This is a genomic window from Proteus sp. Marseille-Q3619, assembly GCF_965283115.1.
The window spans coordinates 2,451,730-2,478,620 of record NZ_CBDIMP010000001.1 but is presented as its reverse complement, the minus strand read 5'-3'; the positions used below and the strand labels follow the sequence as shown (position 1 = coordinate 2,478,620).

The 26,891-nt window shown below is 40.5% G+C and carries 27 protein-coding genes and 3 tRNA genes; 7 read left to right on the top strand and 23 right to left on the bottom strand.

Going from position 1 to position 26,891, the window contains the following annotated elements:
* Positions 1-17 precede the first annotated feature (17 nt).
* Entirely contained in the window at positions 18-1,466 is a 1,449-nt protein-coding gene (locus ACWPWK_RS11420) for an NAD-dependent succinate-semialdehyde dehydrogenase (protein WP_109372698.1), read from the top strand.
* A 142-nt stretch (positions 1,467-1,608) separates the two neighbouring features.
* Here the strand turns inward: ACWPWK_RS11420 and zinT are convergent, their stop codons facing one another.
* Genes zinT through ACWPWK_RS11405 form a run of 3 tightly spaced genes read right to left on the bottom strand, consistent with a single transcriptional unit; the run spans position 1,609 to position 2,645 of the window.
* Positions 1,609-2,256 (bottom strand): metal-binding protein ZinT, encoded by a 648-nt coding sequence (gene zinT, locus ACWPWK_RS11415; protein WP_109372699.1) that lies wholly within the window; start codon positions 2,254-2,256, stop codon positions 1,609-1,611.
* 4 nt (positions 2,257-2,260) lie between these two features.
* Positions 2,261-2,386: a type B 50S ribosomal protein L36 gene (gene ykgO / locus ACWPWK_RS11410; protein WP_006535739.1), complete on the bottom strand. Its 126-nt coding sequence runs from the start codon at positions 2,384-2,386 to the stop codon at positions 2,261-2,263.
* Positions 2,387-2,396: 10 nt separating this feature from the next.
* Complete coding sequence (locus ACWPWK_RS11405; protein ID WP_023583603.1) at positions 2,397-2,645, bottom strand: type B 50S ribosomal protein L31; 249 nt, start codon at positions 2,643-2,645, stop codon at positions 2,397-2,399.
* A gap of 235 nt (positions 2,646-2,880) precedes the next feature.
* Between ACWPWK_RS11405 and ACWPWK_RS11400 the strand changes: the two genes are divergently transcribed.
* Together ACWPWK_RS11400 and ACWPWK_RS11395 are read left to right on the top strand one after the other, a co-directional pair.
* Positions 2,881-4,572, top strand: a complete 1,692-nt coding sequence (locus ACWPWK_RS11400) for a hypothetical protein (protein ID WP_109372700.1) — start codon at positions 2,881-2,883, stop codon at positions 4,570-4,572.
* Between the two features lie 68 nt (positions 4,573-4,640).
* Positions 4,641-5,288, top strand: coding sequence for a LysM-like peptidoglycan-binding domain-containing protein (locus tag ACWPWK_RS11395; protein WP_244185033.1), 648 nt, complete (start codon positions 4,641-4,643; stop codon positions 5,286-5,288).
* Between the two features lie 83 nt (positions 5,289-5,371).
* Here the strand turns inward: ACWPWK_RS11395 and rplI are convergent, their stop codons facing one another.
* The 16 genes from rplI to tsaE all read right to left on the bottom strand — a co-directional run bounded on the left by rplI (position 5,372) and on the right by tsaE (position 21,874).
* The gene (gene rplI / locus ACWPWK_RS11390; protein WP_023583606.1) at positions 5,372-5,821 is read right to left on the bottom strand and encodes a 50S ribosomal protein L9; all 450 of its coding nucleotides are present in this window, start codon (positions 5,819-5,821) and stop codon (positions 5,372-5,374) included.
* Positions 5,822-5,861: 40 nt separating this feature from the next.
* Positions 5,862-6,089: a 30S ribosomal protein S18 gene (rpsR, locus tag ACWPWK_RS11385; RefSeq protein WP_000135199.1), complete on the bottom strand. Its 228-nt coding sequence runs from the start codon at positions 6,087-6,089 to the stop codon at positions 5,862-5,864.
* Positions 6,090-6,093: 4 nt separating this feature from the next.
* Entirely contained in the window at positions 6,094-6,414 is a 321-nt protein-coding gene (gene priB, locus ACWPWK_RS11380; protein ID WP_006535746.1) for a primosomal replication protein N, read from the bottom strand.
* Positions 6,415-6,422: 8 nt separating this feature from the next.
* A complete protein-coding gene (rpsF, locus tag ACWPWK_RS11375) occupies positions 6,423-6,821 on the bottom strand; it encodes a 30S ribosomal protein S6 (protein ID WP_023583607.1) in 399 nt (132 codons plus the stop codon).
* A 176-nt stretch (positions 6,822-6,997) separates the two neighbouring features.
* Positions 6,998-7,729, bottom strand: a complete 732-nt coding sequence (rlmB, locus tag ACWPWK_RS11370) for a 23S rRNA (guanosine(2251)-2'-O)-methyltransferase RlmB (RefSeq protein ID WP_162558372.1) — start codon at positions 7,727-7,729, stop codon at positions 6,998-7,000.
* 101 nt (positions 7,730-7,830) lie between these two features.
* Positions 7,831-10,323 (bottom strand): ribonuclease R, encoded by a 2,493-nt coding sequence (gene rnr, locus ACWPWK_RS11365; RefSeq protein ID WP_109372703.1) that lies wholly within the window; start codon positions 10,321-10,323, stop codon positions 7,831-7,833.
* 39 nt (positions 10,324-10,362) lie between these two features.
* The gene (gene nsrR, locus ACWPWK_RS11360) at positions 10,363-10,791 is read right to left on the bottom strand and encodes a nitric oxide-sensing transcriptional repressor NsrR (RefSeq protein WP_109372704.1); all 429 of its coding nucleotides are present in this window, start codon (positions 10,789-10,791) and stop codon (positions 10,363-10,365) included.
* Positions 10,792-11,217: 426 nt separating this feature from the next.
* Positions 11,218-12,516 carry an adenylosuccinate synthase gene (locus ACWPWK_RS11355; RefSeq protein ID WP_109372761.1) on the bottom strand — a complete coding sequence of 433 codons (1,299 nt, stop codon included), beginning with the start codon at positions 12,514-12,516 and terminating at the stop codon, positions 11,218-11,220.
* Positions 12,517-12,972: 456 nt separating this feature from the next.
* On the bottom strand, positions 12,973-13,977 hold the full coding sequence (gene hflC, locus ACWPWK_RS11350) for a protease modulator HflC (RefSeq protein WP_075672791.1): 1,005 nt from the start codon (positions 13,975-13,977) through the stop codon (positions 12,973-12,975).
* 2 nt (positions 13,978-13,979) lie between these two features.
* Positions 13,980-15,254: an FtsH protease activity modulator HflK gene (hflK, locus tag ACWPWK_RS11345; RefSeq protein WP_109372705.1), complete on the bottom strand. Its 1,275-nt coding sequence runs from the start codon at positions 15,252-15,254 to the stop codon at positions 13,980-13,982.
* Positions 15,255-15,346: 92 nt separating this feature from the next.
* Positions 15,347-16,630 carry a ribosome rescue GTPase HflX gene (gene hflX / locus ACWPWK_RS11340; RefSeq protein ID WP_088495974.1) on the bottom strand — a complete coding sequence of 428 codons (1,284 nt, stop codon included), beginning with the start codon at positions 16,628-16,630 and terminating at the stop codon, positions 15,347-15,349.
* Between the two features lie 94 nt (positions 16,631-16,724).
* Positions 16,725-17,012 (bottom strand): RNA chaperone Hfq, encoded by a 288-nt coding sequence (gene hfq / locus ACWPWK_RS11335; RefSeq protein WP_075672788.1) that lies wholly within the window; start codon positions 17,010-17,012, stop codon positions 16,725-16,727.
* Positions 17,013-17,121: 109 nt separating this feature from the next.
* Positions 17,122-18,063, bottom strand: a complete 942-nt coding sequence (gene miaA / locus ACWPWK_RS11330; RefSeq protein ID WP_109372706.1) for a tRNA (adenosine(37)-N6)-dimethylallyltransferase MiaA — start codon at positions 18,061-18,063, stop codon at positions 17,122-17,124.
* Positions 18,032-20,044: a DNA mismatch repair endonuclease MutL gene (gene mutL, locus ACWPWK_RS11325; protein WP_109372707.1), complete on the bottom strand. Its 2,013-nt coding sequence runs from the start codon at positions 20,042-20,044 to the stop codon at positions 18,032-18,034. The genes miaA and mutL overlap by 32 nt, the downstream gene beginning before the upstream one ends.
* A gap of 23 nt (positions 20,045-20,067) precedes the next feature.
* Positions 20,068-21,393, bottom strand: coding sequence for an N-acetylmuramoyl-L-alanine amidase (locus ACWPWK_RS11320; RefSeq protein WP_109372708.1), 1,326 nt, complete (start codon positions 21,391-21,393; stop codon positions 20,068-20,070).
* Positions 21,394-21,406: 13 nt separating this feature from the next.
* The gene (tsaE, locus tag ACWPWK_RS11315) at positions 21,407-21,874 is read right to left on the bottom strand and encodes a tRNA (adenosine(37)-N6)-threonylcarbamoyltransferase complex ATPase subunit type 1 TsaE (RefSeq protein WP_109372762.1); all 468 of its coding nucleotides are present in this window, start codon (positions 21,872-21,874) and stop codon (positions 21,407-21,409) included.
* A 224-nt stretch (positions 21,875-22,098) separates the two neighbouring features.
* On the opposite strand from tsaE, the gene queG reads away from it, so the two are divergent.
* The 3 genes from queG to ACWPWK_RS11300 all read left to right on the top strand — a co-directional run bounded on the left by queG (position 22,099) and on the right by ACWPWK_RS11300 (position 24,612).
* Entirely contained in the window at positions 22,099-23,253 is a 1,155-nt protein-coding gene (gene queG, locus ACWPWK_RS11310) for a tRNA epoxyqueuosine(34) reductase QueG (RefSeq protein ID WP_109372709.1), read from the top strand.
* 757 nt (positions 23,254-24,010) lie between these two features.
* Entirely contained in the window at positions 24,011-24,280 is a 270-nt protein-coding gene (locus tag ACWPWK_RS11305) for a type II toxin-antitoxin system Phd/YefM family antitoxin (RefSeq protein ID WP_109372710.1), read from the top strand.
* A gap of 5 nt (positions 24,281-24,285) precedes the next feature.
* On the top strand, positions 24,286-24,612 hold the full coding sequence (locus ACWPWK_RS11300) for a type II toxin-antitoxin system RelE/ParE family toxin (protein WP_109372711.1): 327 nt from the start codon (positions 24,286-24,288) through the stop codon (positions 24,610-24,612).
* 45 nt (positions 24,613-24,657) lie between these two features.
* Here the strand turns inward: ACWPWK_RS11300 and ACWPWK_RS11295 are convergent.
* The 4 genes from ACWPWK_RS11295 to orn form a co-directional block, all read right to left on the bottom strand.
* Positions 24,658-24,733 (bottom strand) — tRNA-Gly (locus tag ACWPWK_RS11295).
* Between the two features lie 35 nt (positions 24,734-24,768).
* A tRNA-Gly gene (locus ACWPWK_RS11290) sits at positions 24,769-24,844 on the bottom strand.
* A 36-nt stretch (positions 24,845-24,880) separates the two neighbouring features.
* Positions 24,881-24,956: transfer RNA gene (locus ACWPWK_RS11285), tRNA-Gly, on the bottom strand.
* Between the two features lie 166 nt (positions 24,957-25,122).
* Positions 25,123-25,668, bottom strand: coding sequence for an oligoribonuclease (gene orn / locus ACWPWK_RS11280; protein WP_109372712.1), 546 nt, complete (start codon positions 25,666-25,668; stop codon positions 25,123-25,125).
* Between the two features lie 115 nt (positions 25,669-25,783).
* On the opposite strand from orn, the gene rsgA reads away from it, so the two are divergent.
* Entirely contained in the window at positions 25,784-26,842 is a 1,059-nt protein-coding gene (gene rsgA / locus ACWPWK_RS11275; RefSeq protein ID WP_109372713.1) for a small ribosomal subunit biogenesis GTPase RsgA, read from the top strand.
* The last annotated feature ends 49 nt before the right edge of the window (positions 26,843-26,891 follow it).

Sequence of the window (26,891 nt, the reverse complement as noted above, 5' to 3'; positions counted from 1 at the left end):
GTTCAGAGAGGTATTAAGTGAAGATAACGACAAATCCCTATTTCCGTGAACAAGGCTATATTGATGGTCTTTGGTGTAATGCTAAAAATAATGAAACCGTTGATGTTATTGATCCTGCCACGGGTACTTTACTCGGTACTGTACCCAATATGGCAACTCAAGAAGCAATAATGGCTGTTGATGCTGCACAAAAAGCCTTACCAAAATGGCGCGCACTTACAGCACATCAGCGCGGAGCGTTATTGCAAAACTGGTTTAGATTAATCACTGAAAATAAAAGAAAATTAGCTGAATTAATGACCTTTGAGCAGGGTAAACCTGTTGCTGAAGCAGAGGGTGAAATTACTTATGCGGCTTCTTTTATTGAGTGGTTTGCAGAGCAGGGCAAAAGAACCAACGGTGAAATTATTCCCTCACCTTCTGCTGATAAACGTTTGATGGTAATTAAACAAGGTATCGGTGTTTGTGCTGCCATTACGCCTTGGAACTTCCCAGCAGCTATGATCACCCGAAAAGCCGCACCAGCATTAGCCGCAGGTTGCACCATGGTGATTAAACCTGCCAATGAAACACCTTATACCGCATTGGCTTTAGCGGAATTAGCAACTCAAGCAGGTATTCCTGCGGGTGTTATTAATATTGTTACAGGTGATGCCATTAAAATTGGCGAAGTCTTTACCTCTGATAATCGCATTCGTAAATTAAGTTTTACGGGTTCGACAGGTGTTGGACGTTTATTAATGCGCCAATGTTCTGATAGCGTAAAAAAAGTCTCTTTAGAATTGGGCGGCAATGCGCCGTTTATTGTTTTTAACGACGCTGATATAGATAAAGCTGTTGAAGGGGCAATGGGTGCTAAATTCCGTAATGCAGGACAAACCTGTGTTTGCGCTAACCGATTCTATATTCATAAAGACGTTTATCAGCAATTTAGTGAACGCTTTGTTGCTGCTGTTAAAAAACTCAAAGTGGGTAACGGTTTTGCAGAAGGTGTCACTATTGGGCCTCTTATTAATCGCAAAGCAGTTGAAAAATCACAATCTTTACTGGCTGATACGCTAAAACGTGGTGCGACACTACTTTGTGGTGGCGAAAGTGATAAAGCGGGTGAAAATTTCTTCCAACCTACTGTTGTAGGTAATGTTCCCGCAGATAGTCATATTCTTGAAGAAGAGATCTTTGGCCCTGTGGCACCTTTAGTTATCTTTGAAAATGAAGATGAAGTGGTGCATTTAGCCAATAACACCATTTATGGTTTAGCGGCTTATTTTTATAGTGAAAATCCACAGCGTATTTGGCGTGTTGCTGAAAATTTAGAATACGGCATGGTGGGCATTAATACGGGTTTAATTTCTAATGAAGTTGCGCCATTTGGAGGAATTAAACAATCAGGTTTAGGTCGTGAAGGCTCTGAACACGGTATTGAAGACTATATGGAAATGAAATACCTCTGCCAAGGGTTATAAATAATTGTTAACCCAACCTATAAAAGTAAGTCAGCATGGATGCTACTGCTTTTTCCTTTTTTATCATTATTGTTAAGAAAAAATACCCTCGGTAATAACCAAGGGTATAAGGTGTTAGCCCAATATTTTTATCAATTAGTTATCAGTGATAAAGCATTTCATGAACAATATCATCTGCCTTCATAGAATAAGGATAGTAAGTTGGCCAATTACTCAACTCTTTAAGTAATTCATCTTGCGATGTATTGCCCATATATAAATGGAAATGCCCTGCTTTCTCTGGTGCAATAATATGGTCGCTAAATTGAATAAATTTAGGTGCTTGGCTTGTAGGATCGTCACATCTAAATAAATAACGAACCCCTTTTTTACCAGACTCATAATGTAAAATACGATAACCATCATAGTGATATTCGCAACTCTCTACTTTCTCACCTTGATGAAATTCAATGATATTATTTTCAATACCAATCATATCCACGTCTGTTTTGTAGCCTTGTGTGTAGTAGGCACGATACTCTTCAACAGTTTTATCTTTTTTCGTCTCTGCTTTTTTCTGTAAAACAACATCGAGTTCGCCACTGCGAAGATAAGGCTCTACAGATTGCCATACCCCTTCCCAATCGCTGAGTTTACGATCGAGAACATCCTTGTCCTCGAAAATCCCATTCGCTGCATCTCGCTGTGCTTGTGTTTGTACTTTTTCATGATGGTGACCATGTGCTAAAACCGACATTGCACTACCCAATAATCCCATAATCAAAACACAAGAAAGAATTGGTTTTTGCATGATCTTACCCCTGAACAGCTTTAAAACGTGGATTTGACTTACAAATTACATAAAGGCGACCACGGCGACGCACCACTTTACAATCTGGATGGCGTTGTTTAGCGCTTTTCAATGAACTTAATACCTGCATTTTTTCTTCCTTACTTAATAAATTGACCAAAACGTTTATTAAAGCGTGCCACATTACCTTCTTGAGAATGTGTCTTCTGCTTACCGGTATAAAATGGGTGTGATTGAGAGGAGACATCTAACGTCACATAAGGGTATGTTTGCCCCTCATACTCTATTGTCTTTTCCGTTTGGATGGTTGAACCCACTTTAAAATAAGCATCTGCACTAGTGTCATGGAAAATCACTGTTCGATATTGAGGGTGGATACCTAGTTTCATAATAAACCCCATTTGTTTGTAATGTTATAATATAACAAATCTAGAATTGCGCTAATGTACCGCTTTTTAATTTTATTGACCAGTTTTTTTTGATTTGTTTTTTATCTCAAGAAGGGAGGTATGTTTCGAGTAGGGATTTTTTAAGTGATATAAGTGGATTTTCTGGCTTTTTTTGTCCAGCTTTCCTATTTTCCGCTAAAGTTATACTAAGACGGCAAAACAAATAGGATCTATTATGACTAATTGGCGCGATAAGCTTTTCAGTAAGTCACCTCTGTCTATCGATATCACAGTAGACTTTCCTAACGTTTGCTCGTCTTCTGCCCCTTCAATTTTTTCACAATTAAAACCTTATGAAATAGGTGATACACCATTACCTGATGAATTAAATCTATTGTCAGACGCGCATCTAAAAGTAAAATCTGACAATTCAATACCTTTTAGTTGGTCAGCTGGCGCTCGTGAAGGTATTATTTTGCACCAACGAATAGGTCGAGCGATTGAACGACAGCCTTCTCAAAAAGCATGTGAAGAATTTGCCTTGTCGCTCTATCATGCAATAAAACATGTCGTTTTTTTGCCTGATAAAGAGCATGTCGATTCTTTTTATTCAATGGCCTACCAAGATAAACTCGCGCCTATTACCTATCTTCCTCATCTGATAAAGAAAATAGAACAAGATGAAACATTGATTAATCATGAGGTCTATTTTCAATTCATCTTGTGGATCTTGAAGTCAAGCCCTGATAAAAATCCGATCAAAATCGCATTAGGGCTATTAGGCACGTTTAGCGATAGTCCTTCTCAACGTTTACTTTTATTGTTTGCCCTTCACCCTGAATTTACACTTTATGCTATTCGATCGCTGAAACAGCGCCTCTCCTGTGAAGAATTTGAGCCTTTTTTATATTCCCTAGGTCAACGAACTAAAGGCTGGGGACGTATTCAATTTATCGAACATCTGCCTTCAACACTGTCTGTTAATAATCGCTATTGGCTGCTGACTGAAGGGTATAAAAATAATGTGATGACAGAATATGTAGCCTATGACTGTGTCACAAAAGGGGCATTATTAGAGATGTTAAACACACATCCTTTAGATAATGAGTTACTACTTGGTTGTAGTGATCTTTTACGCGCACTGCTTAATGGAGGCCCTGCAAAAGATATCTATGATTATGTAGAGGGCACCCAAGCGTGTAATGCTTTTATTTCACAAGTCGATACTTTGCCACCAAAAGAATTAAAGCTCCTTTATTGTGTCTGTGAAATCGCTGACTTTGTACAAAATAGTGGTGAAGATTGGTTATTACTCGAGTCTCTCGGCTGGAACGATCAATGCCAACAACAAATTATCTCTGCTTCGCAAAATATTATTCAAAAACCAGAATGGTCGACACTCATTATCGAAGCATTACAAAATCCTTCTCGCTCAAAAAATTACCAAGCAAGCCTTGTCGCTAAATCTCTTCGCCTTGATATTTGGGAATTACTCTTTTCACTACAAAAAGACAATCCCAATGCGGATTGGTGGCACCAATTAATGCAAACAGATGCTTCTCACAAAATAGAAAGAGTAGTTAAACTTGCAGAACAACAAATTGAATTAACAGCATTAGATAGCATAGATGATCCATTAATAACTACCGACTCTGAATATCAGTCTCATCATGCCGTTGAATATATTATGCAAGATCTTGGTGGTTTTCCTGGTATCGGCTGGTCACTTATCAAAAGGCAATTACGCAGTCCAACATTGCGTGATAGAAATATGGCGCTGAATGTTCTTTCAACATGGTCTGACACATTATTGCCTCATGATCTTTATGGTGAATTAACGCAGGCTTTAACCATAGAAACTGATAAAAATGTGTATCAACGTATGAAACTGTTTTTAGTTAACCATCAAGGGAATAAAGAACATTAACGGTTAGAGCGAATAGATAATTCTGAAAAGAATTCAGGGAGCAGGTTAGGATCATGGTTCGTGCTAGTATGGCTACAAGGAATAAAAAAGATGTTACAGCAATTCATAATACTGATTCACAGATCAATAATGAGGTGAATATGGGCAAATTCCCTGGCTTACATCGTCGAGCAATACTGGTTATTGCTATTGCTTTATTGGTCGTGTTTTTTTGGCCGACAAGTGAAAACACTAGTGAGCCACCTCAACCGTCATCATCAACGAATGATCTTCCGGTGCCAATAGCATCATCTACCAATGATCCGGCGTATCAAACACCGATCCCTCAAGCACAAAATAACTCAAATGCCGAACCTGGAATTTCTCCATCAATTGAGGCTCCAACGACAAATGATCATGAGGGAAATATTGCTCAAACAACACCGCAACAAGACACTCAATCAACACCAGCGCAAACATGGCAGACTTATACCATTAAAGAGGGACAAACCTTAGCGCAGCTTTTTAGAGACAATCAACTTCCTGTCAATGATGCATTTTCTATGGCGAAGTCAGAAGACCAACAGAAATCATTAAGCCAATTACGCTCAGGGCAAGCTATTCGTTTACAGCGTAATCCACAAGGTGATGTCAGTATGCTAGAAGTGACAAATAGCGCCGGTACTGTTATCACTTACACTCGTTTGAGTGATGGAAGTTATTACCGTACACCATAGTAAAAAAAGCATTTATTTATCCCCAAAAAAACGCCAGCTTAGCTGGCGTTTTTCTTTATCAACATTAACTGTTTAATCAGAGATTATTCAGCAACAATGATAACATTCAGTTCAGCGAATACGTCACTGTGAACTTGGAAGTGAACTTCGTGGTCACCAGTAGTACGCAGAACGCCATTTGGCAGGCGAACTTCGCTCTTACACATTTCAACGCCAGCTGCAGTTACTGCATCAGCGATGTCACGAGTACCGATTGAACCAAACAGTTTACCTTCGTCACCCGCTTTAGAGCTGATAGTGACAGAACCCAGTGCATTGATCTTCGCTGCACGAGCTTCAGCTGCTGCTAAAGTTTCAGCTAATTTAGCTTCTAACTCAGCACGACGCGCTTCGAAAAACTCGATGTTTTTCTTAGTCGCAGAAACAGCTTTACCCTGTGGGATTAAATAGTTACGAGCATAGCCCGATTTTACGTTAACCTGATCACCCAGGCTACCCAGATTCGCTACTTTATCAAGCAGAATAATTTGCATTACCTTATCCTCTACAAGTCATTAATGGACTATATACCTATTACTGATGACGATCAGTATAAGGTAATAAAGACAGGTAGCGTGCGCGCTTGATAGCACGAGCCAGCTGACGCTGGTATTTTGCACGAGTACCGGTGATACGACTTGGTACAATTTTACCACTTTCAGTGATATAGTTTTTCAGCGTAGCGATATCTTTATAATCGATCTCTTGTACGCCTTCTGCTGTGAAACGGCAGAACTTACGACGACGGAAATAACGTGCCATATGGCTAGTCTCCAGAATCTATCAATTCAATCTGCTCGGCATGAAGCACCAATTTAAACAATCCATTTCGCGCCTGATGGCTACTAATGAATCCAGAAACGGTGATTTGGCTGCCGACCGTTATACTGTGAGTAACTGCTTGTAACGCTTTCCCGCTAGCAATAATGGGCATTCGGCACCATGATTGTCTTTTTAATCCCGCCTCTTCTTGTATTGAACGATGTTCAATAACAAATTGACAGTGCGGGATCCCAGCGGGGCTAACTTTTCGAATTAATGCTTTGCACACTGTGCCAGTTAGCACCAAATGATTATTAGCCGTCACAGCACTAATTACTCTTCAGAATCCTCTGCTACATCATCAACTTCATCTTCATCATCGAGGTCATCAGCGATATCACGACGGCGTTCGTCTTTTGCTTTAACCATTGGAGAAGCTTCAGTTACTGCGTGTTTAGTACGCATAATCATGTTGCGGAGAACGGCATCGTTGAAACGGAAAGTAGTTTCCAGTTCATCAATCACTTCCTGCGGAGCTTCAACGTTCATCAGAACGTAGTGTGCTTTGTGCAGTTTGTTGATTGGATAAGCTAATTGACGACGACCCCAGTCTTCTAGACGGTGGATCTGACCATTTGCATTAGTGATAGCGGTTTTATAACGCTCGATCATGCCCGGAACTTGTTCGCTCTGGTCAGGATGAACCATAAAAACGATTTCGTAATGACGCATTTGATATTGCTCCTTACGGATTTATCAGCCTCCTGTCAGGGTCAGTCACCACCCATGGAGGCAAGGAACTTGTTTAAGTTGTGACTGAAAAAATTGACGCGTAACTATACCCCCGCGGTCAATAAAACTCAAGGGAGTATAGAGAATAAAATAAAATCAGCGATTATTTCACGCAATTATTTCACGATAATACGCTGGCGCATCGCTTCAAATAAGCAAACGCCGGTTGCCACAGAAACGTTGAGTGAAGACACCGTACCCGCCATTGGGATACTAATCAGCTCATCACAATGCTCTCGAGTTAAACGACGCATACCTTCACCTTCAGCGCCCATCACTAATGCCATTGGGCCAGTGAGTTTGCTTTGATATAAAGTATGATCTGCTTCGCCTGCTGTGCCGACAATCCAAACGTTCTCTTCTTGCAGGAAACGTAATGTACGAGCAAGGTTAGTCACTTTAATTAAAGGTACACTTTCTGCTGCACCACAAGCCACTTTTTTGGCTGTTGCGTTTAATTGTGCAGAACGATCTTTTGGAACGATAACAGCATGCACACCAGCTGCATCTGCGCTACGTAAACAAGCCCCTAAATTATGGGGATCAGTAACACCATCTAGCACTAATAAGAAAGGTGTATCAACTTTAGCTAATAAGTCTGGTAAATCTTGTTCTTGATACTGACGACCTGGTTTTACTTTAGCAATAATACCTTGGTGAACAGCACCTTCTGTTTGGCTATCTAACCATTGGCGATTAGCCACTTGAACTAGAATGCCTTGAGCTTCTAATTCATGAATAACAGGTGTTAAACGGCGATCTTCACGCCCTTTTAATACATAAACTTCTTTAAAACGTGCAGGATCACGCTCAAGTAATGCGGTTACTGCGTGAATACCATAAATAATTTCTTCGCTCATAGCGGTGCTTACTCATTAAAAAATAAAAGGCACAAAACAGATAAAAGGCGGAGTCTCCGCCTTTTAAAAAGAACCAGAAGAACGAAACTTTATGCGTTATCGCGTTTGGCTGCGCGTTTAGCTTTAAGTTTTGCCTCTATCTTTTTGGTTTGTGATGATGCTTTCTTACGTTTGCTACTTGCTTTATCTTTCGCAACTTGGTCTTTTACAGCTTTGTCTTTGCTCGCATTACCTCGACCTGATGATTTGCCTTTTTTGAAAGCACTATCTGGCTCAAAGTTTTTGTCTTTGCTTGCATCACGACGACGAGACTTACTAGAACTTGCGTTTTTCTTGTCTTTTTCACCTTTGAGGCCACGAACACGGGCTGTTTTACCCGGATTACGCGCGGTACGTGTTGTTGAAATTAAAGAGAAGTCAATAGTTCGTTCATCCATACTCACTGCTTCCACTTTCACTTCCACTTCATCACCAAGGCGATAAACTTGCCCTGAAGACTCACCAATCAAGCGCTGACCAACATTGTCATATTGATAGTAATCATTATTTAATGTGGAAACATGCACCAAACCATCGATAAACAGATCGTTTAAGCGGACAAAGAAACCAAAGCCCGTTACGCTGGTGATAATACCTGTAAATTGTTGACCAATTTGATCCAGCATAAAGTCACATTTCAGCCAATCAGCGACATCTCGTGTTGCTTCATCAGCACGGCGCTCAGTTAAAGAGCAGTGCTCGCCTAATTGCAACATGGTGTCCATATCACTATGGTAGCCACCTGTTGGTGTCCAACGCTGTGAACCGTGACCTGCTTGTTTCGCAATTTGATATTTAATTGCGCGATGCAAGGCTAAGTCAGGGTAACGACGAATTGGCGAGGTAAAGTGAGCATAAGATTTCAATGCTAAACCAAAGTGTCCACGATTTTCAGGATCGTAAATCGCTTGCTTCATAGAACGTAAGATCATGGTTTGCAGCATTTCACGATCAGGGCGCTCTTCAACCTCTTTCATAACACGCGCGTAGTCTGCTGGCTCTGGCGTTAAGCCTCCTGGCAACGTTAACCCTAATTCATTAAAGACTGAACGCAAATTCAGGACACTCTCTTCTTTAGGCTTATCATGAATACGATAAAGTGCAGGTTCTTCGTTTTTCTCAACAAAGCGAGCGGCTGCGATATTAGCAAGGATCATGCACTCTTCAATCAATTTGTGTGCATCATTACGAACCACTGGCTCAATACGCTCAATACGACGCTCTGCATTAAAGATAAACTTCGCTTCTTCTGATTCAAAACCAATCGCACCACGTTGCTCACGCGCCTTATCTAGCACTTGATACAATTCATATAAATGCTCAATATCTTGAACGATAGGTTTATAGTGTTCACGCAGTTCCTCATCGCCTTGAATGATTTTCCACACTTTGGTGTAAGTCATTCGTGCATGAGAACTCATTACTGCTTCATAGAATTTATAAGAAGAAAGACGCCCTTGTTCAGAAACCGTCATCTCGCAAACCATACATAAGCGGTCAACTTGTGGATTTAATGAACACAATCCATTAGACAGAACTTCTGGCAACATCGGCACTACTTGAGAAGGAAAATAAACAGAGTTTCCTCGGCTACGCGCTTCTGTATCTAATGCCGTTTGTGGACGCACATAATAGCTCACATCCGCAATTGCGACCCATAAACGCCAGCCACCGCCTTTCTTACGTTCACAATAAACCGCATCGTCAAAATCTCGTGCATCTTCACCATCAATGGTAATTAATGGTAATTTGCGTAAATCAACACGTCCTTGCTTAGCTGACTCTGGTACTTCTTCTTTTAAATCAGCAACTTCTTTTGTGACTTTTTCAGGCCATGTATAAGGGATCTCATGAGTACGCAGAGCAATTTCTACTGCAATACCTGTTCCCATCGTTTCGCCTAGGATCTCAACGATACGTCCTACTGCTTGAGTGCGACGAGTAGGTCTTGTTGTGATTTCAACAACAACCACATTTCCCATTCGTGCGCCCATGATATCTTCTTTAGGAATAAGAATATCAAAGCTTAAACGGCTATCATCAGGTACAACAAATCCCATACCTGACTCAATAAAATAGCGACCTACAATTTGGTTATTTCGAGGTTCAATAACACGAACAACACGACCTTCACGGCGACCTTTTCTATCCATACCTAAAGGTTGAGCAAGGATCACATCGCCATGCATAGTTTTTTTCATTTCATCTTGTGAAAGATAGAGGTCATCTTTTTGACCTTCTGCACGTAAAAAACCATAACCATCGCGGTGACCGATTACCTTGCCTTTCCACAAATCAAGGCGTTCAGGTAATGCGTAGCATTGGCGACGGGTAAAAACTAATTGACCATCACGTTCCATTGCTCTTAAACGGCGACGCAACGCTTCTAAGTCTTCTTCACCAGAAATTTTTAACGCCTGTGCTAAATCTTCACGACTCATTGGTGCCGTGCGTTTTTTCATTTCTTCTAAAATATATTCACGACTAGCAATTGGAGAGGCGTATTTCTCTGCTTCTCTATCCTGAAAAGGATCTTTTGACATTATGACCTCCAAGCTATCAGATTTGATGAAATAGTAGACTCAAACATCTTCTAATAACAATTTATATAAGGAGCTATTATTTTCAACTAGCTCGGCGAGTGTGTGACGGTCTAACTCTTTCAAAAACTGCTCAATTGCCTGATTTAACACCAGTTTTAGTCGACAAGCTGGGGTAATGTGGCAAAACTCAGCACTACAGTTTACTAATGAAAGTGGCTCTAAAGCACGAACAACCTCACCCACGATGATGTTTGTTGCGGGCTTGCCTAAACGGATCCCTCCATTTTTACCGCGAATAGCCTCAACAAAACCTAAATGGCTAAGTTGATTAATAATTTTCACCATATGGTTACGCGAGACACCATAGACTTGTGTCACTTCAGTGATACTCGTCATTTTGCCTTCTGGCAGTGAAGCCATATATATCAATGCTCGCAATCCATAATCTGTAAAACTGGTTAATTGCACAATGACCTCTGAAAAGTGGTTTTCCCTATTAAAGTCGTTAAGGGATCAGTAATTATTAATGAGAATATCATTTTATTAAGCAATATTATGTTTAATTTTTGGACATTTAGCAAAGATATGCTCAAAAGTGAGTTATTTCCGTCTCTCACTTGACTATTAACAAAATAATAGCGATATCACAGACAAAGAAAAAGCGATACTGTCGATTTTCAACAGATCGCTTTCTTATTTCTGATATTACAACAATAACATTGTCTTACTGTTTTTTACGCGTTACTGATAGAACAGAAGCAAAACCGAGTGTAAAGCTGTCTTATCTTATATGTAACACGTATTTTTATCCCAATTTAACCAACAAACAGATACGAAAAAATCGCCCCTGTCATTTTCAGGGACGATGTTCACATCAAACCAATTTAATGCAAATTATGCATCAAATGGATGACGGAGAATGATGGTTTCTGAACGGTCTGGACCAGTAGAAACGATATCAACAGGAACACCTGTCAGTTCTTCTACACGTTTGATGTAGTTCAGCGCTGCTTGTGGCAGTTGAGCATGATCTTTCACACCAAAAGTACTTTCGTTCCAACCTGGCATTGATTCGTAGATAGGCTCGATACCTTCCCAATCATCGGCTGCTAAAGGTGTTGTATCAATCACTTCACCATTTGGTAAACGATAACCAACACACAATTTCACTTCTTTCAGACCATCTAACACATCCAGTTTAGTCATGCAGAAACCAGACAGTGAGTTGATTTGAACAGCGCGACGAATAGCGATGATATCTAACCAGCCAGTACGACGGCTACGGCCTGTAGTTGCACCAAATTCTTGGCCTTTCTCACGTAAGAAGTCACCCACTTCATCAAACAATTCAGTTGGGAATGGACCTGCACCTACACGAGTAGAGTAAGCTTTGATGATCCCTAATACGTAACCAACATAGCGAGGGCCTAAACCTGAACCTGTTGCCACACCACCAGCGGTTGTGTTTGAAGAGGTTACATACGGATAAGTACCATGGTCGATGTCTAATAAAGTACCTTGTGCACCTTCAAACATCACTAACTCACCGTTTTGTGTTGCTTTGTACAGTAAGTCAGAAACATCAACAACCATACCTGTCAGAATATCAGCGATTGCCATGATATCGCCTAAGGTTTTTTGGTAATCAACAGGTTCAACTTTGTAGTAGTTCACCAGTTGGAAGTTATGGTATTCGATGATTTCTTTGAGTTTTTGTGCAAACGCTTTTTTATCAAACAGATCGCCAACACGTAAACCGCGACGAGCAACTTTATCTTCGTAAGCAGGACCGATACCACGACCTGTTGTACCGATAGCTTTTTCGCCACGCGCTTTTTCACGCGCATTGTCTAATGCGATGTGATAAGGAAGGATTAATGGGCAAGCCTCAGACAGAAGTAAACGAGAACGAACAGGAATGCCACGATCTTCAAGTTGAGTCATTTCCTTCATCAGGGCTTCTGGCGATAAAACGACACCGTTTGCTATGATGCTAACAACATTTTCACGGAGAATGCCTGATGGGATTAAATGAAGAACGGTTTTTTCACCGTCGATGACTAGAGTGTGGCCTGCGTTATGGCCACCTTGGTAGCGAACAACATATTTAGCGCGTTCTGTCAGCAAATCGACTATCTTGCCTTTGCCTTCGTCACCCCACTGGGTGCCCAATACGACAACGTTATTACTCATTTCAAAATACACTCGGTTGCTTAAAAAAGGATTCTACCATCTCAATTCAAGAGTTACAGTAGATTTTATCTAATTATGTCATCCCCGCTTTTAAGCAATAGATTATCTTGCCATTGTCAATATTTTTGCCTGAAAAATCCGCATCACAAACGTATTGTGAATTTTATCAACAGTTTTGATCGCAAAAACAGGAAGCAGAGTGACATAAAAGTGAAAATGGCGAAGAAGACGCTTCGGAATTGCCGAAGGTTTATCTTGAAATGCAATTTTCACTTTATACTATCCCAGCTAAAACCATTTTGGAAACCATTAAGCGTAAATTTTCATCTTTTTATGCACAATTATTTATTTCTTAGCTAGATTACTCGCTTTATCTTATTGATATCAAAAAAAATCCCCCACTTTTTAAGGTGGAGGATTTTATTATTTACTCAAACGGTTTAATACGTTTGGAAATTACTCTTCAATCGCTCGCGCTTTTGTTGGTGCTTTCATATAGCGTAAGAAATCGCTATCTGGGCTTAACACCATGACGTCATTACCATCTTGGTTAAAGCTCTTTTCATAAGCACGTAAGCTACGAATGAAGGCATAGAAGTCTGGATCTTGGTTGAACGCATCAGCAAACAGTTTAGTCGCCTGGGCATCACCTTCACCGCGAAGACGTAATGATTCACGCTCAGATTCAGCAAGTGTCTCTGTTACGGTCTTATCCGCAGCTGCACGAATTTTCACAGCTTGCTCTTGACCTTGTGAGCGGTGACGACGAGCAACGGCTTCACGCTCTGCACGCATACGCTGATAAATCGCCTCAGAAACTTCCATAGGTAAGTTGATTTGCTTGATTCGAACGTCAATCACTTCAATACCTAAAGCCGCCATACTGTTCATATTGATAGCAGGCGCTTGACCTTTGGTTTCTTCAGCTACTTTCTTCGCAGCAATGGCAATCGCATCATCAGCAGCACTTGAATCACGAGATGGAGTACCTTCATTCAGTGCATTACGAACATCAATGGTTAAACGACCACGAGAATCCGTAATAATTTGGTTTACGCTCATACGACCAATCTCAGAACGTAAGCGGTCACTGAATTTACGACGCAGTAATGTTTCCGCTTGCGTTGTATTACCACCACCTGTTGCCAGATAGTAGGTGCTGAAATCACTGATACGCCATTTCAGATAAGAGTCGACTAATAAGTCTTTATTCTCACCTGATAAGAAACGGTCTTGCTGGATATTCATAGTTTGAATACGCGCATCCAGTTTTTTCACATTCTCAATAAATGGAATTTTAAAATGAAGACCAGGTTCATAAACAACAGGTTTATTTTCAGCATCACGTACAACTTTCGCAAAGCGTAAAATAATACCACGCTCATACTGTTGAACGACAAATACAGAAGAGTACAACAACGCTAAAATAATAACTGCAACAACAGCGATAACTTTACGCATGATTATTGTCCTCCTTGATTATTGCCGTAAGGCTGACCATAACCGCCATTATTACTACCATATCCACCATTACCATAAGTCGTTGTTGCTGGTTTTTGTGCCGGTGCTGGATTTGCAGCTGGAGCAGGTGCCGTTACACGAGCTGGCGCCTCAAACGTATTCGATGGTGCAGATTGAGGTTGCTGACGTAACATTTGCTCTAAAGGCAGCACTAACATGCTGTTACCTTTATCATTAGCGATAACTTTACGTGTTTTTGATAGCACTTTTTCCATCGTTTCAATGTAAAGACGCTCGCGAGTAATTTCAGGAGCAGCACGATATTCAGGTAAGATTTTAGCAAAGCTTGCTACCTCACCTTCTGCTTTCATCACCACACTGGTTTTATAAGCAGTCGCTTCTTCAATCATACGTTGCGCGTTACCTTTTGCTAACGGTAACACTTCGTTTTTATACGCTTCAGCTTGACGAATTGTTTTTTGCTCTTCTTCACGGGCAGCGATTACGTCATCGAATGCCGCTTTTACCGCTTCTGGTGGGCGAGCAACTTGGAAGTTGACGTCCACAATCGAGATACCCATGTTATAAGGACGGATAGTCTCTTCTAATTCTTGACGTGTTTGGTCACGAATTTCTGAACGGTTAGAAGTCAGAATTTTTTCCATTTCTGAACGACCAATAACGCCACGTACTGCGCTGTCAGTTGCCTGACCTAAGCTGTTAATTGGTGTTGTCAGGTTAAACAGGAATGTTTCTGGATCGGAGACAACATACTGCACGTTTATCTCAACTTGAACCATGTTTTCATCTGACGTTAACATCATACCACCCGTGGTTAAATCACGGATAGTTTTTACGTTAACAGGCTGAACTTCATCAATAAAAGTCGGTTTCCAGTTCAGACCAGGTTCAACGATTTGGTAAAATTTACCAAAACGAGTCACTACGCCTTGTTCTGCCTCTTTGATGGTATAAAAACCACTTGCAGCCCAAACCACGACTACCGCACCTAATGCAAGAGAAATCAAAAGATTTCCAGCATTGCTACGAGGACCGCCATTTTGCCCAGAAGAGGAGTTTCCACCTTTTTTACCGCCGAAACCACCAAGCTTTTCACTCAGTTTACGGAACATATCATCGAGATCTGATGCTCCGCGATTCCGACCTCCTTGATTGCCGTTAGAGTTACCGTTGCCATCGCCATTATTATTGCCGCTGTTTCGGTTACCCCACGGGTCGCGGTCTTGTCCGTTGTTACCGGGCTGATTCCACGCCATGTTCTAGCTCCATTATTATGATTAGATTTATCAGGCTTAAGAGCCGATTTCGTCGCCAGCTCTCAGTTAATGTTCATTATTATGGCCGAGTTTCAGACCACGTAATCCAATAAATTTGGTTCCTGCTTGCAAAGGCGGCGCCAGTCTACCATAGGCATACGTATGATTAGCCCAACTTTACCGTCTTTTTCAATCCATTCACGTTCTATTGACTGTAATTGATAAAAACGGCTACGTAAGCGCCCTGTATTTTCTGGCGGTAAACGTAATTCAAAGTGTGCGATCTCACCTGAAAGACGTTCTGTCAACGCCTGATACAACAGAGGAATACCTTCGCCTGTTTGTGCAGAAACCCAAACCCTAACGGGTAAGTTTTCTTCATTTCGATCAATTCTTGGAGTGAAGTCTTCAAGAAGATCAATTTTGTTCATAACATGCAGTGTTGGTATTTCTTGAGCATCAATCTCTTCTAATACACTTTCAACGGCATGAATATTTTCCTCAAAACGGCTATCTGCTGCATCAATAACATGAAGAAGTAAGGTCGCTTCTCGTGTTTCTTGCAAAGTCGCTTTAAAAGCAGCAACAAGATCGTGAGGTAAATGTCGAATAAATCCAACAGTATCGGCTAATACAACGGTTCCCACATCATCAACTTGAATACGTCTTAGTGTCGGATCTAATGTTGCAAAGAGCTGATCTGCTGCATACACATCAGAACAGGTAATGTGATTAAATAAACTCGATTTCCCTGCATTCGTGTAACCAACAAGGGATAATGTTGGAATATCAGCTTTACTCCGCGCTTGCCGTCCTTGTTCACGCTGACGCTCAACCCTACCCAATCGCATTAGAATTTGACTAATTTTACCTCGGAGTAAGCGGCGGTCTGTTTCTAGCTGAGTTTCGCCTGGTCCTCGTAACCCGATCCCCCCTTTTTGTCTTTCAAGGTGAGTCCACCCTCTGACTAAACGGGTTGATAAGTGACGTAACTGGGCGAGTTCTACCTGTAGCTTTCCTTCATGAGTTCTTGCTCTTTGAGCAAAGATATCAAGGATAACTCCCGTGCGATCAACCACACGGCATTCACAAAGTCTTTCCAGATTTCGCTCTTGTGCAGGTGTCAGTGCATGATTAAATAAAACAACATCTGCACCACTTGCTTTTACAGCCTCGGCAATTTCTTCTGCCTTACCTTCACCCACATAATATTTAGGATGAGGTGCTTTACGATTTCCTGTAATAATCTGAACCGGTTTAACACCCGCAGATGTCACCAAAGATTCAAATTCTTGCAAATCATCAACGTTCTTTTCTTGAGAAAAGAAGACGTGCACTAAAACGGCTAATTCGCCACCTTCATAACGATCAAACAAAGGCGAAACCTCTTGGACTTTATAAAAACAGGAAAAAACATAGGTAAAGTCTCCCTACCTATGTTTTTCTTATATCAAGAATAATATTGAATTATTACTCTGCAACATCATCCTGCTGAGCAGCGCCACCATTGTAGCCTGTACCAGTTTGGTTCGTACCTGTATTGCTATGATGAGAAACAGGACGCGAAGGTACCACGGTAGAGATAGCATGTTTGTATACCATCTGACTTACTGTGTTTTTCAGCAAAATAACAAATTGGTCAAAAGATTCGATCTGACCCTGCAATTTAATGCCGTTTACCAAATAGATAGAAACGGGAACCCTTTCACGACGTAATGCGTTCAAGAAAGGATCTTGCAAAGATTGCCCCTTAGCCATTCTATGTTTTCCTTATTTTGTTGTTTTATATTAGAACCCAATTGGTTCGAAAAATGAACTACTCAAAAATTGCGCTTTGGCAACTATCAATTTTACACAAACCTACCATCTATGCACTAACTACCTGCAAAACAGTGTCAAGAGATTGTTTTGGATCTTCACTATCAAGCCAGTGAATGTCATTCCAACCTCTTAACCAGGTGATTTGTCGCTTCGCTAATTGCCGGGTAGCGCAGATCCCTCGATAAACCATCTCATCATAATCTATTTCGCCAGATAAATATGACCACATCTGGCGATAACCGACACAACGTACAGAAGGTAAATCTTCATGCAGATCGCCCCGTTCATATAATGATTTTACTTCATCTTCAAATCCACACGTTAACATCTGTTTAAAACGAGCTTCAATGCGTTGGTGAAGAACATTTCTATCTTTCGGAGCAATCGCAAATTGATAAACATCATAGGGCAAAGACTCGCCTGATATTTTTGTCAATTCCGTCATTGTCTTACCTGAAATCAGGTAAACTTCTAGTGCACGAGAAAGTCGTTGAGGATCATTAGGATGGATCCGTTGTGCTGCAACAGGATCAACTAATGCTAACTCTTTATGTATTGCCTCCCACCCTTGTTCTACTGCTTTTTTCTCTATTTCAGCACGAACATCAGGATTTGCACTGGGTAAAGGCGATAGACCTTCAAGTAACGCTTTAAAATATAGCATAGTCCCGCCCACTAATAGTGGAATTCGCCCAGCTGCGGTAATTTCTTCCATGGCATTTAATGCATCACGTCGAAAATCAGCTGCGGAATAGGGTAATGCGGGGTCTAGAATATCAATTAATCGATGTGGCGCAAGCGATTGCTCTGTCGCATCTGGCTTTGCAGTACCAATATCCATACCACGATAGATAAGCGCAGAGTCCACACTAATAATATCTACAGGCAGCTTTTGTCTTAGTGCAATTGCTAATGCCGTTTTACCTGACGCTGTAGGCCCCATTAGGAAAATTGCTTTAGGTTTTATTTGCGTGTTTACTTCGCTCATTATTTAATGCCGCTACCACCGGTTGTAATTCTATTAATTGTAATAAGTTTTTTGCTGGCCGTCTGACATATTGCGGACAAAGTCTTTCAATATCAGCCAATAGTCCTACTGCTTGAGCTTGCGACCACTGTGCTTGCTCTGCACCTAATTGTTTTGCAAACCACTGTCCAAGTTGTTGCTCAGTACAAGATTGCTCTACTGACAAATAGGCTAATAATGCTGTCAGTAACACAGGTAAATTTTGCTGGCGCAAAGGTAACGACACAGCATGTATTGTTGCTTTACCGTGAGAAATTTCGATAACGATCCCAAAATGACTGATTAGCGATTGAAACTGATTGAATACGCTAATCTCCTCTTTACTCAATGCCAACTTTAAAGGCACTAGCAAAGGTTGTGGCTTCAATGTTTCATCTTTAGGCAGTAATTGCGCACATTTTAACAGAAAATCTGCTTCTTCCAATGATAACAACCCAAGACCTTGTGAAGATTCTATTAACGCATATTTGTGCTGATAAATTGCCAATACTCGCCCAAAAGTATAATCAGTTCGTCCATCTTTCGCATTGACAGAACGAGGCATCACCGAAATAGTATCTTCTTCGATATTATTAGTTGTATGAACGATTTCACCTAAATTCAATGGGGCACGGTCAGGAAATAGTGGTATTTTCTCTTTATCTTTTGATGTAGATACACTTTCTTGTATCATTTTTTGATAAAGCGCGCCTTGTGTCCGTTGATAACTCTCACCAAACTGACGACGATCTCCAAATTGAGAGGCTTGCTTTTGAGGTGAATTATTGTTGCGCTCTCGTTCACTGTATTGGTGTGATGATGATGTATTTTTCGGAGTTTGAGCTACTGGTGCTTGATAAGGCTGAGAAAATACGTTTTCACCCGCAACTTGACGATTTTCAGGAAAGTTTAACGCTGTTTCGTGTTCTTCTTCATCATCTGAAGTGAGTGATAAAGACTCTTGCGTTGCTTGTCGTAAAACACTCAGTACACCTTGATAGATAAAATCATGAACCAAACGAGATTCATGGAAGCGAACTTCATGTTTAGCAGGATGGACGTTAACATCAACTTGGTGAGGATCAACGCTTAAATACAAGATGTAAGAGGGTTGCTGCTCTCCTTGCAAATACCCATCATAGGCTTGACGAATAGCATGATTAATCAATCTATCACGCATCATTCGTCCATTCACATAACAATACTGAATTTCACTACTTTGCACAGGTGATAAAGGATGTTCTACCCAACCTTTTATTGCTAAATCACCATGTTCCCACGATAACTGCATTGATTGGTTGACAAAATTATTACCACAAATCGCACTCAAACGGCGATTTTGCTGACTTTCATCTTTCACTGCACGGTATTGCCGAACACGTTTACCGTTATGAGTAAGATTGATGGAGACATCAAAGCGCGATAACGCAATGCGGCGCACCACTTCATCAATATGTGCAAACTCTGTTTTTTCAGTACGTAAAAACTTACGCCTTGCTGGTGTGTTATAAAACAGATCAAGGACTTCAACCGTACTTCCTACGGGATGAGCCGCAGGCTTAACCGTCACAGCCATATCTCGGCCTTCGGCGTAAGCTTGCCATGCCTCTTCTTGATCTTGAGTACGCGATGTCAGCGTTAACCGAGAAACTGAGCTAATGCTCGCTAATGCTTCTCCACGAAAACCCATACTCATTATGGCTTCGAGATCGTCAAGACTTGATATTTTGCTAGTTGCATGGCGAGCAAGTGCTAGCTTCAAATCATCACGATTGATACCGCATCCATTATCACGAATGCGAATTAGCTTGGCGCCACCTTTATCGATATCAATATCAATTGAGGTCGCGCCTGCGTCTAAACTATTTTCCAGCAACTCTTTAACAACAGAGGCGGGTCTTTCAACAACTTCCCCTGCGGCAATTTGGTTTGCAAGCTGAGGAGGTAATAAATTTATCGCCATTACCTTTATTCCATTCTACTCAATCAATTAGGCGCGTTTTGTAAAGGGTGAGCCAGAAAATAATTTCTTAAACCAGCGTGAATAGATGCCGCAAGTTTCTCTTGATAAGCATCAGAAATCAGTAATTGCTCTTCTGACGCATGACTGATAAAGCCTGTTTCAACTAAAATTGAAGGGATATCAGGTGAACGCAAAACACCTAAGCTCGCATGCTCTGGTGTTTTCTTATGTAATGACCCCACTTTTCTTAGTTCAGACAATACGGCAACGGCAACGTCATAGCCTACTCGCTGTGAATTACCAAATTGCAAATCAAGGACGGTTTGACTTAGATAAGGATCAGCGCCATCTAATGCATCACCAGCACCACCGAGTAATTCAGATTGTTTCTCGCTTTGCTCAAGCCACTTACCTAATTCACTGTTTGCACGACGATTAGAAAGCACCCATACAGAAGCGCCTCTTGCACTACGATTTGGTGCTGAGTCTGCATGAATAGACACTAACATATTTGCACTTTGCTTACGGGCGACTTCAGAACGCCCCGCAACTGAGATAAAATAATCGCCGCTGCGTGTTAGAACAGGCTTAAACATAGGATCATTACGTAAGCGAGCTTCCAACTTTCTTGCCACACTTAACGTCACGTCTTTTTCACGATTACCTTTCTGGCCAATCGCACCGGGATCTTGCCCACCATGACCAGCATCTATCGCAATAATAATTTGGCGAGAGCCTGCTTGCGGTTTTGAAGGTGTGGTGCGTGGTTTTGCAATGGGAACAACAGGCGTAACTTCGGTTACTGGCTTAGTCATTAAAGGCGCCATTTCCCGATTTGTATTTACACTTGAATGTGATGTCGTTGCTGTTGGTGATAACGCAACAACACTTACTGTCGATTGGGCATTGCTATTTTGTCGAGCATTCATAGCTTTGATAGTAAGCACTAACTTATAGCCACCACTTACATTCATCAAACTTTCAGTCACCACAACCGGCTGAGCAAGCTCAACAACCATACTTTGGTATTGGCTATCTTTTGATTGCGTTGAGCGAATTTTATGGACTAACTGCCCATTGCCTAATGTTGCTGGTAATCCCGTGACTTTTGTGCTCTGTTTAAAGTCCATCACCAAACGGTCAGGGCTTTTTAATGAGTAATATCGATAACTAGGCTTCCCATCACTAAAAGTAAATGTAAGGGTTGTTGCTGAAATACCGTTTTCTGCTTTTACTTCTGTCACAGTAGCGGCTTGTGCTATTTGCACAAAAAATAAAGACAAAACAACCAACAGAAAGGCAACAACATAGCGCTGACTTTGACTCACAGTAGTGATGAGACTCGACATAATCAATATTCCTTTATGCAGACTGAATACGGGATAAAACAGTGTTCCCTCTTGGTGAAAGGGCAACAAAACGCGCTTTTCGACCTTCATCTTCGTAGCTTAAATGAAGTTCTAAATCTGCGTTAGGTAAAAAGCCTTCGCCTTGAGATGGCCATTCAATAAGACATAACGCATCTTGTTCAAAATAGTCGCGTATTCCCATAAATTCCAGCTCTTCAGCGGAAGCTAAACGATAGAGATCAAAATGATAAACGGGATTTGGCGAAAGCATATAGGGCTCAACTAATGTATATGTTGGGCTTTTAACATGCCCTTGATGACCAAGCGCTTGTAAAAAGCCTCGGCTAAAGGTTGTTTTTCCAGCACCAAGATCGCCATATAAATAAATGATCAATCCGCTATGATCCGTCGCTATTGCAACAGTACGCCCTAGTTCAACTGTTGCCGCTTCATCTTCTAATGTAACAACCCATTCTTTCATATTTATATAATCTATTGTTAAGTTATAACGGCTTAATAAAGAGAGATCGTTGGAGAACATCAAATACTAAGCTTTATATGTTTTCTTAAGGCAAATAGTTATCGAAATTACTATCAAATAACCATACCATAAATCTATTTATTGCGAGGATTTTTCCTACCGCCTCACTATGATACACTGCGCGCTCTTAGGACTCACCTCTTACCTACTGATTCGGTTTATTCATGTCATCACTCGATCTTAATCTTCTCGCTCAAAACATTAAATTATGGGGTTCTGAGCTAGGTTTTCAACAAACAGGGATATGTGATACTGACTTATCACTTGAAGAACCTCGCCTGCAAGCTTGGTTAGATAAGCAATATCATGGTGAAATGGCATGGATGGAAAAGTATGGAATGACACGAGCCAGACCTCATGAGCTGGTTCCGGGTACATTACGCGTTATCAGTGTCAGAATGAATTATCTCCCCACGGATGCGGCTTTTGCACGAACCTTAAATAACCCAGAACAAGGCTATATCAGCCGTTATGCACTTGGTCGAGATTATCACAAAGTATTAAGGCAGCGTCTTAAAAAACTCGGCGAAAAAATTTCACAATATTGTCAGCAATTTGAATATCAAGGGGTAGTCAACTTTCGTCCTTTCGTTGATTCAGCCCCTATTATGGAACGCCCATTAGCTGTTAAGGCAGGACTTGGCTGGGTTGGTAAACACTCACTTGTTATTAATAATCAAGCAGGCTCTTGGTTTTTCCTTGGTGAACTACTGATTGATTTGCCGTTACCTATTGATAGCCCAGTTGAAGAGCAATGCGGTAAATGCGTCGCCTGTATGACAACCTGTCCGACAGGTGCCATTGTTGAACCTTATACTATTGATGCTCGTCGCTGTATTTCTTATCTCACTATCGAACTCGATGGTGCTATTCCTGAAGAATTTCGCCCTCTAATGGGTAATCGCATTTATGGTTGTGATGATTGCCAGCTTATCTGTCCTTGGAATCGTTTTTCATCACTGACTGACGAAGAAGATTTTTCACCAAGAAGAGCACTTCATACCCCAGAATTACTCGATCTCTTTCAATGGAATGAAGATAAATTTCTGCGTATCACTGAAGGTTCGCCGATCCGCCGTATTGGTTATTTACGTTGGCTTAGAAATATTAGCGTGGCGTTAGGAAATGCACCTTATCAAGATAAAATTATACTTGCCTTGCAAGAACGCTTTGGATTGAGTGATGTTTTAGATGAACATTTAAACTGGGCGATTGCACAGCAGACAGCGAAGAGAAATGAAAAAGAAGTAAAAATACAGACTTCACAACAAAAACGCTTAGTAAGGGCGATAACTAAAGGCTTACCTCGTGACGCTTAATTTTTAACAGGATAAACGCATTACGAATAACCATTAATTTCCTCTGTGAATAAAATAAAAATCCCTTGCCTATCAACATGAAAAAAAAATTCAAGCGAACTAAGACTCAAAATTTAAAAAATTAAAATAAACTTAGTTATCAATTAGATATAAAATCCAATCAATTTATTGAAGAGAATAATATCCTTATCACTTAATGATACGTGCTTGTGGATAACTCTGTGCAGTAAAAAAATAAATAGTGCTTAGATGCAGTGGTTATTAGCATCTCACTGTGGATAAATCGATTTGGGAAGATTTTAAGAATAGTAGAATATATATCACGTTTTTTTAAAGAAAAGCCTGAGAAACCCTTTTCTTTTTCTAAAATACTATTCAATGCATGTTTAACAGAATAAAGGCCTGAAACCTAAAAAATGATCTTGCCTCTAATTTCCCCTCGAAATGAGGAAAGGCGCACATTCTAGTGCTGTCAAAATAGAAATGCAAGCAAAGATCAAAGATAGATCACAAAAAAATAGCTTGATCTTACATGTATTAATGACATTTTCTTTTTTGAACAATAATCCAACACACTCTCTTTACGAGTATTAAGTAAAATTCCCTAATCTGCACCCTAAAACAGTGTAGTCGATATTTAAAAAAGCGAGAGAATAAATGAAGATTTTTTTTGGTTGTATTTTAGGCTACACATTATTAGACTAGCGAGCATAGTCTTTTTTTGGTCTAAATTAAGACTTAATTTATGGAGGTGAATATGCGTTATTCAGAACAAATTAAACCAATTAGCTATTTAAAGGCCAATATGGCTGAAGTAATGGTAAAACTTACCGAATCTGGCTCCCCTATGATTATTACTCAAAATGGCGAAGCTAAAGCAGTCATTCAAGATATTGAATCTTATGAAGAAACTCAGGAAATGTTAGCTCTACTGAAAATATTAGCATTAGGTCAACAACAAGTTGAATCAGGCGAAGTCAGTGATATAAAAAGTGTTGTTCAGCGTTTAAAAAATAAAAGGAAGTAGAAAGAATGGCATCATACAAGGTCGTAGTTACTAAAGATGCCGAGGCAGATTTAGAAAATATTCATAACTATATTTCTGAACATGACTGCCCAGAAAATGCAGATTATGTATTAGATGAGTTACTAGCAGTAGCAGACAATTTAACTAATTTTCCAAAGAAGGGAACTGTTCCTAATGAATTACAAACGTTAGGTATTCGTGAATTTCGACAAATTCTATTTAAACCCTATCGGGTGATTTACAGAGTATTAGGACAACAAATTATTATTTACGTCATTACTGATGGTAGACGAGATATGAAAGCGCTACTTAGCCGTAGACTATTAGGATAACGTATTGATTTTTGATTAGAAGAATAAAACTAGAAGAGAAAAACTTGGAGCGGGAAACGAGACTCGAACTCGCGACCCCAACCTTGGCAAGGTTGTGCTCTACCAACTGAGCTATTCCCGCATTTGGTAAGTTTTGACAATTATAAATGAAAGATTTGGAGCGGGAAACGAGACTCGAACTCGCGACCCCAACCTTGGCAAGGTTGTGCTCTACCAACTGAGCTATTCCCGCGTCGCATAACACTACTAATAACTGTCTAAGAAAGATTGGAGCGGGAAACGAGACTCGAACTCGCGACCCCAACCTTGGCAAGGTTGTGCTCTACCAACTGAGCTATTCCCGCGTCTTTCTTACACCCGTACAAACGAAATTCTTCATCGGTACGGGAAGCGCATTATACGAGAAAAATGCTTAACCGCAAGCTCTTATCAACAAAAAAATACGTTTTTTTGATTACATGCCGATAAAATCATCATAATGATGCAATATCAATCATGAATGCACGCTTTTTACTCTTTAATAAAGGTTTTACGATAATAAGCTAGCTCTGCAATAGATTCACGAATATCATCCAATGCCTGATGAGTATTTTTTTTCTCAAAACCTTCTAAAATTTCAGGTTTCCAACGACGTGCTAATTCTTTTAATGTACTCACATCAAGATAACGGTAGTGAAAATATTGCTCTAGCTCTGGCATGTAACGGTATAGAAAACGTCTATCTTGCCCCACACTATTACCACAGATAGGTGATACGCCTTTTGGTACCCATTTTTCTAGGAATTCAATTGTCGCTTTTTGTGCTGAATTATCATCATATGAACTGTTTTTTACGCGCTCAACTAAGCCACTACCAGTATGGGTACGTGTATTCCATTCATCCATTAAACTTAATTGTTCATCAGATTGGTGTACTGCAATTACAGGGCCTTCGGCTAAAATATTAAGTTGAGGATCTGTCACGATAGTGGCAATTTCGATGATACGGTCACATTCAGGATCAAGACCTGTCATTTCCAGATCTATCCAGATCAGATTGTTCTCGCTTTTTGACATAATATATCCTAGCTGTTTCTAAGTGTGAGACATGATATTTTAGCGTTTATCATAGCGCGTTTACTCAATAAGCACGACAGAAGAACATCTAACCGAATAATACAAGTGAGGATCGGTGACAAAACGTAAATTATCTAAAGGCCAGCAACGCCGAGTACAAGAAAATCATAAAAAGCGTTTGCAGAGCAAAGAGAAAAAAAACCACGTTGAATTAGACGATACGCAATTAGGCGAAGCGACAGAAGGCTTAGTGATCAGCCGTTTTGGTCAACATGCAGATATCGAAGCTGCTGACGGCACTATTACACGATGCAATATTCGACGCACAATTTCATCACTAGTAACGGGTGATAAAGTTGTTTGGCGTCCTGCGCTACAAACACAAGAAAATGTCCGCGTAAATGGTATTGTAGAAGCTGTACACGAACGAACTTCAGTACTTACTCGTCCTGACTATTATGATGGCATTAAGCCTATTGCAGCTAATATTGATCAAATTATTATCGTTTCAGCTATTTTGCCTGAACTTTCTTTAAATATTATCGACCGTTACCTTGTCGCATGTGAGACTTTAAACGTTGAGCCTCTGATTGTACTCAATAAAATCGATATGTTAGACGAGAAAAGCCGTAAGACTGTCAGTGAATGGATGCAAACTTATAAAGATATTGGTTATCGTGTTCTTGAAGTCTCTAGCTACACCAAAGAAGGTCTTGATGCATTGACACAAGAGTTGATTGGTCGTATCTCCATTTTTGCGGGGCAATCTGGGGTCGGAAAATCAAGCTTACTCAATACCTTATTACCACCAATGGAAGAAAGTATTCTAGTTAATCAGGTGTCTGATAACTCAGGTTTAGGCCAGCATACCACAACAGCATCACGCCTTTACCATTTCCCACAAGGAGGAGATGTCATTGACTCTCCGGGTGTACGTGAATTTGGTTTATGGCACTTAACGCCAGAGCAAGTAACAAAAGGGTTTATTGAATTCAGACCGTACCTTGGTGGTTGTAAATTCCGCGATTGTAAGCACTTAGACGATCCAGGTTGCCTAATTAGTGAAGCCGTAAATAACGGTGAGATCTCAGAAACGCGCTTTGAAAATTACCATCGTATTTTAGAAAGTATGAGTCAGGTGAAAGTTCGTAAGAATATTAATTTAGACACTTAATAATTGATTCACTGACAACCCGATTAAGGGTGGGTACAATAGACCCCTT